9 protein-coding genes are annotated in these 13,704 nt (G+C 72.7%); 3 read left to right on the top strand and 6 right to left on the bottom strand.

Translation table 11 applies throughout. The features are described 5' to 3' along the window. Positions 1 to 48 precede the first annotated feature (48 nt). Positions 49 to 2,781 (top strand): serine/threonine-protein kinase, encoded by a 2,733-nt coding sequence (locus FHW12_RS13950; RefSeq protein WP_182531635.1) that lies wholly within the window; start codon positions 49 to 51, stop codon positions 2,779 to 2,781. 60 nt (positions 2,782 to 2,841) lie between these two features. Here FHW12_RS13950 and cysK read toward each other — a convergent pair whose 3' ends face one another. Continuing rightward, complete coding sequence (gene cysK, locus FHW12_RS13945; protein ID WP_182531634.1) at positions 2,842 to 3,798, bottom strand: cysteine synthase A; 957 nt, start codon at positions 3,796 to 3,798, stop codon at positions 2,842 to 2,844. Between the two features lie 65 nt (positions 3,799 to 3,863). Next, a complete protein-coding gene (cysG, locus tag FHW12_RS13940) occupies positions 3,864 to 5,324 on the bottom strand; it encodes a siroheme synthase CysG (protein WP_182531633.1) in 1,461 nt (486 codons plus the stop codon). 327 nt (positions 5,325 to 5,651) lie between these two features. Between cysG and FHW12_RS13935 the strand changes: the two genes are divergently transcribed. Both FHW12_RS13935 and FHW12_RS13930 read left to right on the top strand, forming a co-directional pair. After that, positions 5,652 to 6,641 carry a LysR substrate-binding domain-containing protein gene (locus tag FHW12_RS13935; protein WP_182531632.1) on the top strand — a complete coding sequence of 330 codons (990 nt, stop codon included), beginning with the start codon at positions 5,652 to 5,654 and terminating at the stop codon, positions 6,639 to 6,641. 91 nt (positions 6,642 to 6,732) lie between these two features. Continuing rightward, complete coding sequence (locus tag FHW12_RS13930) at positions 6,733 to 7,674, top strand: right-handed parallel beta-helix repeat-containing protein (RefSeq protein ID WP_182531631.1); 942 nt, start codon at positions 6,733 to 6,735, stop codon at positions 7,672 to 7,674. A 21-nt stretch (positions 7,675 to 7,695) separates the two neighbouring features. Here FHW12_RS13930 and FHW12_RS13925 read toward each other — a convergent pair whose 3' ends face one another. The 4 genes from FHW12_RS13925 to FHW12_RS13910 form a co-directional block, all read right to left on the bottom strand. Further along, positions 7,696 to 8,418, bottom strand: coding sequence for a phosphoadenylyl-sulfate reductase (locus FHW12_RS13925; RefSeq protein ID WP_182531630.1), 723 nt, complete (start codon positions 8,416 to 8,418; stop codon positions 7,696 to 7,698). After that, positions 8,415 to 10,151, bottom strand: coding sequence for an assimilatory sulfite reductase (NADPH) hemoprotein subunit (gene cysI / locus FHW12_RS13920; RefSeq protein WP_182531629.1), 1,737 nt, complete (start codon positions 10,149 to 10,151; stop codon positions 8,415 to 8,417). Before cysI ends, FHW12_RS13925 begins: the two co-directional genes overlap by 4 nt. Before the next feature lie 188 nt (positions 10,152 to 10,339). After that, the gene (locus FHW12_RS13915) at positions 10,340 to 12,166 is read right to left on the bottom strand and encodes an assimilatory sulfite reductase (NADPH) flavoprotein subunit (RefSeq protein ID WP_182531628.1); all 1,827 of its coding nucleotides are present in this window, start codon (positions 12,164 to 12,166) and stop codon (positions 10,340 to 10,342) included. A 129-nt stretch (positions 12,167 to 12,295) separates the two neighbouring features. Next, complete coding sequence (locus FHW12_RS13910) at positions 12,296 to 13,696, bottom strand: FAD/NAD(P)-binding protein (RefSeq protein WP_182531627.1); 1,401 nt, start codon at positions 13,694 to 13,696, stop codon at positions 12,296 to 12,298. Between the last annotated feature and the right edge of the window lie 8 nt (positions 13,697 to 13,704).

The following is a 13,704-nucleotide window of genomic DNA, read 5'->3' as shown; positions in this document are numbered from 1 at the left end:
CCGCTGTGGCACTCTGTCGGCCGCCGCTGGCGACTGGGGAGCGCATCGATGGACAGGCAGGCGTGGGAGCGCGTACGCGCGCTGTTCGAGCGCGCGCTCGAGTGGCCGGCGGACGCGCGCGCGCGTTTCCTCGACGAGGCTTGTGCAGACGACGCCACGCTGCGGCGCGAGGTCGAGGCGATGCTGCGAGCCGACGCCGACGCCGCGGCGACCGGCCTCGCCGCGGCGACGCCGGAGTTCGCCGAGGCACTCGCGGGTACGCGCGAACGCGAAGGCGACGCCTGGATCGGCCGTCGCGTCGGTGTCTGGCGCCTGCTGCGCGAACTCGGTCGCGGCGGCATGGGGACGGTCTACCTCGCCGAACGCGACGACGGCGAATACGTGCAGCAAGCCGCGGTCAAGCTCATGCGCGGTGGCTGGAGCGGCGAAGCGCTGCTGCAACGTTTCCGCGCCGAACGGCAGATCCTCGCGACGCTCGGCCACCCGAACATCGCGCGCCTGCTCGACGGCGGCGTCGACGACGACGGCCGACCCTTCCTCGCGCTCGAATACGTCGACGGCAGCACGCTCGCCGAACATTGCGACGCGCGTCGCCTCGGCATCGGCGAACGCCTCGCATTGTTCCTCGCCGTCTGCGACGCGGTCGCCTACGCGCACCGCAGCCTCGTCGTGCACCGCGACCTCAAGCCGTCGAACATCCTGGTCGACGCGCAAGGCCACGTGAAGCTGCTCGACTTCGGCATCGCACGCCTGCTCGACGCGGGCGACGCCGCGGCGACCGCGACGGCGCTGCGCATGTTCACGCCCGAATACGCCGCGCCCGAGCAGATCCAGGGAAAGCCGGTCACGACCGGCGTCGACGTGCACGCGCTCGGCTTGCTGCTGTACGAGCTGCTGACCGGCCGGCGCCCGTACGACGCGACCGGCTCGTCACCGGCCGCTTACGAGCAGGCGATCCTCACCGCCGAACCGCTGCGGCCGTCGCGCGCGGTAACCCAGGCCGACGCGCGCAGCGCCGCGCTCGCGCACGTGCGCAGCCTGCAACCGGCGAGCCTGCGTGCGCGCCTGCGCGGCGACCTCGACGCGATCGTGCTGAAGGCGCTGCGCAAGGAACCCGAGCAGCGCTACGCGAGCGTCGAAGCGATGGCCGAAGACGTGCGCGCGTACCTCGCGCACGCGCCGGTGAAGGCGCGGCGCGGCAACGTCTCCTACCGTCTCGCGCGCTTCCTGCGCCGGCACGCGCTCGCCGCGGGCCTCGCCGCGGTCGCGCTGTCGTCGCTCGTCGCCGGTCTCGGCACGGCGGTGTGGCAGGCGCGCGTCGCGCGCGAGCAGCGTGACGTCGCGCGCGTCGAGGCGCGCAATTCGGCTGCCGTGGTCGACTTCCTCACCGGCGTGTTCGCCGGCGCCGACCCGGCCAATACGGACGGCCGCGATCCCGCCGCGAGCGAGCTGCTCGCCAACGGCGTCGCCGGCATCGACGCGCAGACCGACCTCGACCCGGCCACGCGCTCGGCCCTGCTCGGCGCGATGGCGCGCGCGCATTCGGGCCTCGGTGACGGCCAGCGCGTGCAGGACCTCATGCAGCGTTCGCTCGCCGAAGCCGAGCGCAGCGGCGATGCGCGCGCGCTCGTCCGCGCACACATGGGCCTCGCCTACGCGTATTCGAACAACAGCCGCTACCAGGACACGCTGGAGCACTACGGCATCGCGCGACGCCTGATCGCCGAACGCGGCATCGACGATCCGCTCATGCTCGCGCACGTCGACGCGTCGACCGGCAACGCGCTCAACAACCTCGATCGCGACCGCGAAGCGTGGGACTATCTCGAGCGTGCCTACGCGGTGCGCCTGCAACGCGAGGGTGCGGTGTCCGAGGACGTCGCGCAGATGCTGCCGGTGTCGGTAGTCGTGCTGAAGGGACTCGGCCGCGGCGCCGACGCGGTGTCGCTCGCCGAAACGAGCTACCGCGCGACGAACGGCGCCGACATTCCGCTTGCGCGCCGCGCGCTGATCGCGCACGCCTACTCGCTCGCGCTCGGCAACGCCAAGCGCTATGCCGAGGCGGAGCAGCTGTGTCGCGAGGCACTCGACCTCGCCGAACGCGTCTACGGCAAAGGCGACCCGCGCACCGTGCCCGCGCAGATCAGCTGGGGCGTGTCGCTGCGCAACCTCGAGCGCTTCGCCGATTCGGCCGCGGTCATGGACCAGGTGCTCGCGATCGAACGCCGCCATCTCGCGCCCGACCATCGGCGCATCGCCGACATCCTCGTCAACGTCGGCGCGAGCCATACGCTCGCCGGCGACGGCAAGGGCGCGGTCGGCTACCTCGAGGAGAGCCTCGCGATCTCGCAGCGTCGCAACGAAATGTCCGGACGCACCGCGGCGCGCGCGACCGCGGCGCTGGCGAGGGCGCTCGAGGAATCGGGCGACGGCGCGCGCGCGCTCGACGTCGCGACGAAGGCACTGGCGTACACCGACGGCGCGAAGGCGCGCCTTTCCGGTGCGCCGGGCGCGGCCGTGCGCGTGCAGTACGCGCGCCTGCTGCAGCGGTTCGGCCGGATGCCGGCTGACTGCGCGCCGGCGCAGGCGGCGCTGTCGGCCGAAGGCGCCGCGCCGGGTGTGCACGTCGAAGCGACGATCCTTGCCGCCACGTGCGCGATGGAAAACGGTCGCGCCGAAGAAGCGGCGCGACTGGCGGCAGCGCTACCGGCCGAAGCCGCCGCGCCGAAGGACCTCAGCGGCTACGCGCGCGATGCGCTGCAGCGGCTGCGCGCTCGTTAGCGCCGGAGATCGCGGCGGCAGGAGTGCACCGCCCTGGGCGCGACCGCGGTGCCGCGTTCTTCAGCCGAGCGAGGCGAGCCAGTCCTCGTCGGATCCTTCGTTGACGCCCTCGAACAGGAACGTCGACAGGTAGCGCTCGCCCGTGTCGGGCAGCATCGCGAGCAGCACGGAGCCCTGCGCGGCGGACTCGGCGACCTTGAGCGCGGCGGCGAGCGTCGCGCCCGAGGAGATGCCGACGAAGATGCCTTCCTCGCTCGCGAGCCGGCGCGCGGTGTCGCGCGCGACGACCTCGTCGACGGGTTCGATCGCGTGCGCGACGGAACGGTCGAGCACTTCGGGCACGAAGTCGGGCGTCCAGCCCTGGATCTTGTGCGGCTTCCATTCGTTGCCGGACAGCAGGGCTGCGCCTGCGGGCTCGCTCACTATGATCTTCACCTCGGGGCGCGCGACGCGCAGCACGTCGCCGACGCCGGTGAGCGTGCCGCCGGTGCCCCAGCCGGTCACGAAATAGTCGAGGCGCCGGCCGGCGAAGTCGCGCAGGATCTCCGCCGCCGTGGTCTGGCGGTGATAGGCCGGGTTGGCCGGGTTCTGGAATTGCCGCGCGAGGAACCAGCCGTGCTTCTTCGCGAGTTCCTCGGCCTTGCGCACCATGCCGCTGCCGCGTTCGGCGGCGGGCGTGAGGATCACTTTCGCGCCGTACGCGCGCATGAGTTTGCGGCGCTCGATCGAGAACGTCTCGGTCATGATCGCGACGAACTTGTAGCCGCGCGCGGCGGCGACCATCGCGAGCGCGACGCCGGTGTTGCCCGACGTCGCCTCGACGATCGTGTCGCCCGGCTTGAGCAGGCCCTTGCGCTCGGCGTCGAGGATGATCGCGATCGCGAGGCGGTCCTTGACCGAGCCGCCGGGATTGAACGCTTCGACCTTCACGTACAGCTCGACGTGCTTGGGCGCGAGGCGGTGCAGCTTGACGACCGGCGTGCGGCCGATGGTGTCGAGGATGCTGTCGTGGATCATGGGGATGAGTCCTCAGGGTTCGGTGCGGTCCGGCTATGAACGCCGAAAGGTCCGCGAGCTTGACATCAGGCCGCGTGCCGCAGCGACAGGTCCGGTACGCCACCGAGCGGTGGTGCGCCGTACCAGTGCAGGCACCCGGCGAGTGCGGCGACCTCGCCGATGATCAGCAGCGCCGGCGTGCATACTCTGTGCGCGTTCGCGAGCTCCGGCAACTGTTCGAGCGTGCCGGTCACGACGCGCTGGGATTCGCGCGAACCGTTCTCGACCAGCGCGAACGGCGTCGCCGCGGCGCGCCCGTGCGCGAGCAGGCGCTCGCGCAGCGTGTCGAGTCCGGCCACGCCCATGTACACCGCGAGCGTCTGTCGTTCCTGCGCGAGCGCGTTCCAGTCGAGCGTGTCGAGCGAATCGCGGCAGTGCGCCGTGACGAAGCGCACCGACTGCGCGTGGTCGCGGTGGGTCAGCGGCACGCCCGCGTACGCGGCGCAGGCGAGCGCGGCGGTGATGCCGGGCACGACCTCGTAGGCAATCCCGCGCGCGCGCAGGAACTCGAGTTCCTCGCCGCCGCGGCCGAACACGAACGGATCGCCACCCTTGAGGCGCACGACGCGACGGCCTGCGCGCGCGTGCTCGAGCAGCAGCGCGTGGATGCGGTCCTGCGCGGTCGAGTGCGCACCGCCGGTCTTGCCGACCTCGACCAGGGTCGCGTCGCGGCGCGCGACCGCGAGCACGCCGGCGCCGACGAGGCGGTCGTGCAGGATCACGTCGGCTTCGTTGAGCGCGCGCAACGCCTTCAAGGTGAGCAGGCCGGGATCGCCGGGGCCTGCACCGACGAGCACGACCGAGCCTGCGGCCGGCGCCGCCGGCGCACGCAACGCGGCGTCGAGCGCGGCTTCGGCGAGCGCAGGCTGGCCCTTGCGCAGCAGGTCGACGACCGCCCCGGCGAACAGCGAGGAATAGAACCGGCGCCGCGCAGCGGGTTCGGGATGGCGAGCGCGGATGCGCGTGCGGAAGCGCGCGGCGAGCGCGGCGAGCGGACCGAGCGCTGCATCGAGCACGGTCTCGAGTCGCTCGCGCAACAGGCGCGCGAGCATCGGCGCGGCACCACCCGAGGAGATCGCGATCTGCAGCGGCGCGCGATCGACCACGGCAGGTACGTGGAAGCTCGACAGCTCCGCGTCGTCGACGACGTTGGTGAACATGCGGCGCCGTTCGGCCGCGGCGGCGACGCGACGGTTGAGCGTGGCGTCGTCCGTCGCGACGACGACGAGCCAGCAACGACCGGCGCTGCTGCCGCCGTCACGGATCCCGCCGTCATCGAGCCATTCGTCGACATACCGGCCCGCGCGGTGGCGGATACGCCCTTCCGCCGCGAGCGCGGCGAGTCCGGCGTCGAGCGCGGGCGCACCGACCGTGACGGCTGCGCCCGCGCGCAGCAGCCCTTCGACTTTGCGTGCGGCGACGGCGCCCCCACCGATGACGAGGACGGCGCGCTGGCGGAGGTCGGCGAACAGCGGATACAGCGGCATGGCGGCGGACGCGGACGGGGCAGGACAGGCTAGCGGCGGCCGGCCGCGGCGCGGAAATGATCGCCGCGCCGGCGCTTATGCCGCGCCGTCATGTCGGTCCGCGCGCCGGGGTGGGCGTGACGCAGGGCACATTTTGGACGGATAGACTTCCAAACAATGCTCCGGTAGGCTGGACAATCCGTGCCCGCGCGCGGCGAACCCGAGTCCCCAGGAGCAGATCATGAAATTCCCGGCGTCCAAAGTCCCGATGTGCAAAGCGATGTGTTGCCCGACCACGATCATCGATTCGACCAACCGCCGACACAGACCGCCCGTGGACTCACCGACATGACGCTGACCCAGCTCCGTTACCTCATCGCCATCGCCGATTCCGGCCTCAACATCACGCTCGCCGCCGAACGCGTCCACGCGACGCAGCCCGGCCTCAGCAAGCAGCTCAAGCAACTCGAGGAAGAGCTCGGCTTCTCCCTCTTCACGCGCCGGGGCAAGAGCCTCGAAGCGATCACCGCCGCCGGCGCGCAGGTGATCGAACGCGCCCGCATCATCCAGTCCGAAGCCGCGAACATCCGCGCGCTCGCCGCCAACCTGCGCAACGAGGCGCAGGGCGAACTGCGCATCGCGACCACCCACACCCAGGCCCGCTACGCGCTGCCGCCGGCGATCGCCGCGCTGCGCCGTCGCTATCCCGAGGTCGGCGTGCACCTGCAGCCGGGCGGCGATGCCGAGATCCTCGAGCTGCTCGAGCGCGGGCAGACCGATCTCGCGGTCGTGTCGACTGCAGGCGCGCCACCGCCGGCAGGCCTCGCGCTGCCGGTCTACCGCTGGGACCGAGTCGTGCTCGTGCCGCGCGCGCACGCGCTCGCCAGGCTCGGTCGCGCGCCTACGCTGGCCGACCTCGCCGAACATCCTCTGGTCAGCTACGAATCCTCGCTCAAGGCCGAATCCTCGCTGCGCCGCGCGTTCGAGCATGCCGGGTTGCCGCTGCGCCTCGCGTTCACCGCGCGCGACGCCGACCTCATCCGCACCTACGTCGGTGCCGGCCTCGGCGTCGGCGTGCTCGCCGAGATGGCGCTCGATCCGGCCGACCGCGACGTCGTCGGCCTCGAGATCGAGGGGCTTCTGCCGACCTGCACGACCTGGATCGTGCTGCGCCGCGACCGCGTGCTGCGCGAGTACGCGCTCGAGTTCATCGCGCGCTTCGCACCGCACCTCGATCGCCGCGACGTGCGTCGCGCATTCGACCATGGCATCGCGGTCGACGAATGGCCGGAGCCGCCGCGCTGGCGCGAGCTCGACCCCGCGCGCCTCGCCGCCTGAGCCGCCGTCCGTGCCGCGATACGTAGCGGCACGGATGGGACGGCCGCGGGCGTGATGCTACGCTCGCGCGGTCTTTCAGGGGGACACCACCATGCATGCCTTCGTCCGCCGCTTCGCGGCGTCGTTTCTCGTTGCAATGTTCGCGGCCGGTGCCGCCCACGCCCAGGCCACCCGTACCTGGGTTTCCGGCGTCGGTGACGACGCCAATCCGTGCAGCCGCACGGCGCCGTGCAAGACCTTCGCGGGCGCGATCAGCAAGACCGCCGCGAAAGGCGTCATCAACGCGCTCGATCCGGCCGGCTACGGCGCGGTGACGATCACCAAGTCGATCACGATCGAAGCCGACGGCGTCGTCGCCAGCATCCTCACGTCGGGCACCAACGGCGTCGTCGTCAACGCCGCGCCTACCGACGTCGTAACGCTGCGCGGCCTCAAGTTCGTCGACGCGAGCGGCTCCGGTTCGGCGTCCGGCGTGCGTTTCCTCGGCGGCGGCACGTTGATCGTCGAGAACGGCGAGATCGACAACTTCCGCGGCAGCGGCATCAGCGTGGCGCCGTCGACGAATCCGGTCAGCGTGGTCGTGCGCGACACGCTCGTGCGCGGCTGCGGCGACGCGGTCGCGGGCGGCGCGGGCATCGCGATCCAGCCCGGCGGCAACGCCAGCGTGAACGCGACGCTCGAGCGCGTGCAGCTCGTCGCCAACAACGCCGACGGCCTGCTCGTCTCCGGCGCGTCCGCGGTCGCGGTGCGCGACAGCGTGGCGAGCGAGAACGGCGGCAACGGCTTCTCCGCGTACGAGGAAGTGCAGCCCGTGTCGCTCGTGCTCGACGGCGTGCTCGCGGCGCACAACGTCGCGAGCGGCGTGTTCGCGTACGGCGCCGGCAGCACGGTGCGCCTGTCCGGCAGCACGACCACCGGCAACGCGATCGGCGTCAAGCCGGCGAAGGGCGGCCGCGTGCTGTCGTTCGGCAACAACCGAAACAGCGGCAACACCAGCGACGGTGCACCGAGTTCGACCCTGCCGCTGCAATGACGCGCAGCGCGCGGCTGCGCCTCACACCTCGAGGTGCAGCCCGCATTCGCGCTTGAGGCCGAAGAAGCGCGTGTCGTCGGCGCTCATGCCCGGCTCCCAGCGGTGCGTCGTGTGCACGTCGCCGATCGACACGTAGCCCTCGTCCCACAGCGGATGGTACGGCAGCTCGTGTCGCGCGAGGTAGCGGCCGACGTCGCGGTCGCTCCAGTCGGCGATCGGATGCGCCTTCCAGCGGCCGTTGCGCAGTTCGACGAAGTTCGTGCCCGCGCGGCTCGCCGACTGCGCGCGGCGCAGGCCGGCGAACCAGGTGCGCGCGCCGAGCTCGTCGAGCGCGCGTTGCATCGGCTCGACCTTGCGCAGGCGGTTGTAGCGCTCGATGCCGTCGAGGCCCTGTTCCCACAGCCGGCCATGGCGCGCTTCCATCCAGGCGATGCCGATTTGCGGGCGGTACACCTTGAGGTTGAGGCCGAGGCGCTGGGTCAGCGTGTCGGCGAAGCGGTAGGTTTCCGCGAACAGGTAGCCGGTGTCGATGAGGATGACCGGCACGTCGCGCCGCCGGCTCGTGACGAGGTGCAGGCTCGCCGCCGCCTGCGCGCCGAAGCTCGACGAGAGCACGTGCGCGCCGGGCAGGGTGTCGAGCATCCAGTCGACGCGAGCGTCGGCGTCCTGCTGCGAGAGCCAGCGGTTGAGGTCGGCCAGCGCGCGCGCGTCCTCGGCGGCGCTGACGATGTCGGGCGGGATCATGCGGTCACCTCGGCAGCGATACGCGTCGCCGGTGCGACGACGCCGGCGCGCAGCAGGAAGTCGCCGAAGCCTTCGCCGTGCGCGCGGTCGCCGGCGTAGCGCGCGAACAGCAGGTCGAGCGCGTCGAGGATCTCGGTTTCGGCGATGTTCTCGCGGAACACGCGGTTGAGACGGCGCCCGGCGAAGTCGGCGCCGAGGCGCAGGTCGTAGCGACCCGGCGCGCGACCGACCAGGGCGATCTCGCCGAGGTACGGCCGCGAACAGCCGTTCGGGCAACCGGAAACGCGCAACAGGATCGGGGCGTCGGCGAGGTCGTGCGCGTCGAGGCGACGCTCGATCTTCGCGAGCAGGTCGGGCAGGTAGCGCTCCGCCTCCGCCATCGCGAGGCCGCAGGTCGGCAGCGCGACGCAGGCGACCGCATGGCGGCGGATCGCGCTGCCGCGACGCCAGCCGTCGAGGCCGTGGCGTGCGACGAGCGCGTCGATCGTCGCGCGCTGCGCCTCATCGACGTTCGCGACGACGAGGTTCTGGTTGCAGGTGAGGCGGAATTCGACCTTCGACTCCGTTCCGGCATGCGCGCGCGCGATCTCGCGCAGCCCGCTCAGCCACGCCTGGCCGTCGCGATCGGCGATGCGACCGGCTTCGACCTGCAGGGTGAGGTGGGAGCGACCGTCGCCGCCTTCGATCCAGCCGTAGCGGTCGCCGTTGTGCTCGAAGCGGAATTCGCGCGCGGGCTCGAGCGCGAAGCCGAGGCGCCGCTCGAGCTCGGCGACGAACGCGCCGAGGCCGTGGTGGTCGATCGTGTACTTGAGGCGCGCATGCTTGCGCTCGCGGCGATTGCCCCAGTCGCGCTGCACGCCGATCACGTGCTCGGCGACGTCGAGCACGCGCTCGGGCGGGACGAAGCCGACCACGTCGCCGAGGCGCGGATAGGTCGAAGGGTCGCCGTGCGTCGCGCCCATGCCACCGCCGATCGCGACGTCGAAGCCGGCGAGCGCGCCGTCCTCGATGATCGCGATGAAGCCGAGGTCCTGCGCGAACACGTCGACGTCGTTCGTCGGTGGCACCGCGATGCCGATCTTGAACTTGCGCGGCAGGTAGGTCGCGCCGTACAGCGGCTCGACCTCGTCGCCGCCGGCGACGCGCGCGAGTTCGTGCGCGCCCTCGGCGCCGAGCGGCGTTTCGTCGAGCCAGATCTCGTGGTAGGCGCGCGTCTTCGGCAGCAGGTGCTCGGACAGGCGCTTCGCCCACGCGTACGCGTCGGCGTGCGCGGACGACTCGACCGGGTTGGCGGAGGCGACCACGGTGCGGTTGACGTCGCCGCATGCGGCGATCGTGTCGACGAGGCTCGCGTTGATCGCGGCGATCGTCGCCTTGAGGTCGCGCTTGATCACGCCGTGCCACTGGAACGTCTGCCGCGTCGTGATGCGCAGGGTCCCGTTCGCATGGTCGCGCGCGATCGCGTCGAACGCGAGCCATTGCGCGGGCGTGACCACCCCGCCGGGCAGGCGCGCACGGATCATGAACGCGTAGGCGGGTTCGAGCTTCTGCAGGCGGCGCTCGTCGCGCAGGTCGCGATCGTCCTGCTGGTAGCTGCCGTGGAACTTCAGCAGCTTGTTGTCGGCTTCGCCGATCGCGCCGGTCACGGGATCGGCGAGGCTCGCGGCGAGCGTGCCGCGCAGGTGGCGGCTGTCGGCCTTGATGCGTTCGAGTTCGGAAAGTGCGGTGGACATGGGATTGGGGACTGCTCTCGTTCAAACGCGCGGCCACGGACGGCCGCTCCGGACTTCAGGGCGGCATCGGTCGACAGGCGCATGGAAGGGCCGTCGAAACAACCGCCATCGCGACTGACGCCGCTCGCGCGAAGCCTCGATCCCGTGGGAGCGGCTTCAGCCGCGATTCCCCCATGCCGAGGCCTTCCCTAGTACACATCACGCGCATAGCGGCCCTCCTCGGCGAGCTGAAGCAGGCGTTCCTCGGCGCGCTCGCGCTCGAGCCCGCCGTGCGCGACGAACGCGTCGAGCAGCGCCGCGTGCACGTCCCTGGCCATGCGCGTCGCGTCGCCGCATACGTACAGGTGCGCGCCGCCGTCGAGCCATGCGTGGAGCTCGCGGCCGTGTTCGCGCAGGCGGTCCTGCACGTAGCTGCGAGCGCCGTCGCGCGACCAGGCGAGGTCGAGGCGATGCAGGCTGCCGTCGCGCAGCGCGTCCTGCCATTCGGTCTGGTAGAGGAATTCGCTGTGGAAATGGCGGTTGCCGAACAGCAGCCAGTTGCGACCGGCGGCGCCGGTCTCGCGGCGCTCCTGCACGAAGCCGCGGAACGGCGCGATGCCGGTACCGGGGCCGATCATGACGACGTCGCGCGAGGCGTCCGCGGGGAGGCGGAAACGCTCGTTCGGTTCGACGTAGACAGGCACGCGCGCGTCGTCGTCCGCCCGCGCGAGGAACTGCGAGGCGGCGCCGACATGGCGCGCACCGAACGCCTCGTAGTCGACCACGCCGACCGTGAGGTGCGCTTCGTCGCCGACCGCCTTGCGGCTCGACGCGATCGAGTAAAGCCGCGGCGCGAGCGGACGCAACGCGGCGACGAACTCCTCGGCATCCCATGCGGCCGGGTACTCGCGCAGCAGGTCGATCGGCTGGCGGCTCGCGAGCAGCGCGGCGAGCGCCTCGCGCCGGTCCGGCGCGAGCAGGCGGTTGAGATCGTCGCTGCGTGCGCGCGCCGCGTGCAGCGCGACGAACGGGCGCGCAAGGCGCGTGAGCTCGCGCTCGCGTGCGAGCCAGTCGCGCAATCCCAGGCTGCGCCCGTCGTGGCGCACGGGTGCGTCGCCATCGAGTCCGGTCGCCTCGAGCACGGCGGCGACCAGCGCGGGCGGATTGATCGGCCACACGCCGAGGGCGTCGCCGGGTTCGTAGGCGAGGCCGGAATCGGCGAGCGACAGTTCGACGTGGCGGACGTCGCGCGCGCCGTCGCGCGCGACGATGCGTTGGTTCGCCAGCAGCGCGGCCGCGAACGGCCGCGCCCGCGTCCATTCGCTGGCGGGGGCAAGGGGAGCCGCCGTGCGCAGCGGCGTGACGGTCGCGCTGCGCGCGGCGACGGGCTTGAGCGCTTCGCGAGCGAGTTCGAGCGTGCGCGCGAGCCATGGCGCGGCAACGGTCTCGATGTCGACGTCGGCCTCGCCCGTGTCGAGCAGGCGCACCGCCCCGAGCTCGGCGAGGCGCGCGTCGACGCGGCGGCCGATCGCGCAGAACTGCGGGTAGCTCGAATCGCCGAGCGCGAGCACGGCGTAGCGCAGGTCGGCGAGCTGCGGCGCACGCTTGCCGGCGAGGAACTCGACCAAGCCGCGCGCGTCGTCGGGCGGATCGCCGTCGCCCTGCGTGCTGATCACGACGACGAGCAGGCGTTCGGCTTTGAGTTCGCGCTGCGGATACGCGCCGGCGCGGACGAGCCGCACCGCGAGGCCGGCGGCCTCGGCGTCGCGCGCGAGCTGCTCGGCGAGCCGCTTCGCGTTGCCGGTCTGGCTGCCGTAGACGATCGTCAGGCGTTCCTGCGCGACGGCTTCGCGCGCGGGCGAAGCGGCGGGCCGCGGCGTCGCGCCACCGTGGTGGCGCGCGAGCGCCGCGGCATAGCCCGACAACCACCAGAGCGCGGGGGCATCGAGGCCTTCGAGCAGGCGCAGCGCCTCGGCGGACTTCTCCTCGGGCAAGGGAACGATCGGCAGCGGCGGCACGGCGGACACGGCATCCATCCATCTGGACGTCCAAACGTCCATGAGCCACGGATGCTAGGCCTCCGCGCGGCGGCGCGGAAAGAACGCATGGTTATGCGCATATGCGCCGGCCGTCCACCGGACGGGGCCGTGCGGCGGCGTATCCGCTCAGCGCACGGTCGCGGCGGCGCCCTGCGCGGCGCGGGCGAGCAGGCCGGCGGCGACCTCGCCGGCGAGCGTGCGGATTTCCGGCATCGCGCCGCACTCCCACAGGCTGCCGCGCAGCAGGGTGCCGAGTGCGTGCAGGTTCGGCCATGGCGTGCCTTCCGCGCGCAGCAGGCGGCCGTCCGCGGCCGCGGCGAGGCCGAGGCCGAGCGCGTCCGCGCGCACGAGGCGTTCGTCGACGAGCTGGCGCACCAGCACGTGCGGCGTCGAGCGCGCGTCGGCCTCGAGACCGGTCGCCTGGATCGCATGGTCGACCGCGAGTGCGTGCGGGCGCGCTTCGCCGCGCGGGTGGAGGCGCACGCGCAGCGGTCCGCGGCCGTCGATCGAGGCGACGCGCGCGGCGAGCACGCGCAGGCGCCCGCCAGCGCGCAACGCCTCGATGCGCGCCGCGGTCTGCGGCGGCACGCGATGGCGCGCGACCTCCCACAGCGGGCGCAGGTGGCGCAGGAAACGCCGGCGCCGGGTTTCGTCGAGCGTCGCCCACAGGCGCGGCGTCTGCGCACGCACCGCATCGAGCACGGCGCGCCAGTCGACCGTCGGGTCGTGCGTGGCGGCACGGAAGCGCCGCAGCCAGCGCCGCGGATCGGCGTCGCCGCCGAGGTCGCGCAGCAGCGCTTCGCGTCCGGCGTAGGGAGCGAGCACGTGGTCGGCGTGCAGCGCCGGCAGGCGGCCGCGGCGCGAGACCGCGGTGAGCAGCGCGCGCGGCCAGCGTGCAGCGGCGCCGAGCAGCGCGTCGACCGCGCTGAGGCCGGTGCCGATCACGAGCACGTGGCCGGGCGTGCGCAGCGGCGTCAGCGGACCCCACGGATCGGTCGCATAGGCGCCGCTCGCGAGGGCGGCCGGCGTGACGCCCGGCAAGGCCGCGGGCGGCAACGCGCCGATCGCGAGCACGATCTCGTCGGCGACGACCGCATCGTGGTCGCGCGCGACGACCTCGAAGCGCCGGTCCGCGCGCGGTCGCAGCGCGACCGCCTCGGTGGCGTGCAGCACGAGGTCGACCTCGCGGCCGCTGGTCGCGCGTAGGCTCGACAAGGTCGCGTCGAGGTAGTCGCCGTAGATCGAGCGCGGCAGGAACTGGCCGTCGCTCGCGGCGATCCCCCGCGCCTGCGCGTAACCGAGGAAGTCGTCGGGCGCGTCGGCGAACAGGCTCATGTTCGCCGCGCGCACGTTGAGCAGGTGCAGCGGGTCGGCGGTGTCGTAGGCGACCCCGCGTCCGGGCGCACGCCGGCCGCCGAACCAGTGCAGCGCGAAGGCGGGCGCGCCGTGCGACGCGGCGTCGCGCAGCAGGCGGGCGACGAGCGCGGAGCCGGCCGCGCCGCCACCGATGACGGCGATGCGTCGCATGGCATTCT

Source organism: Dokdonella fugitiva, assembly GCF_014138265.1.
Lineage (GTDB): Bacteria > Pseudomonadota > Gammaproteobacteria > Xanthomonadales > Rhodanobacteraceae > Dokdonella_A > Dokdonella_A fugitiva_A.
The sequence above is the reverse complement of the archived record's forward strand: the minus strand, read 5'-3'. Positions and strand labels throughout refer to the sequence as shown.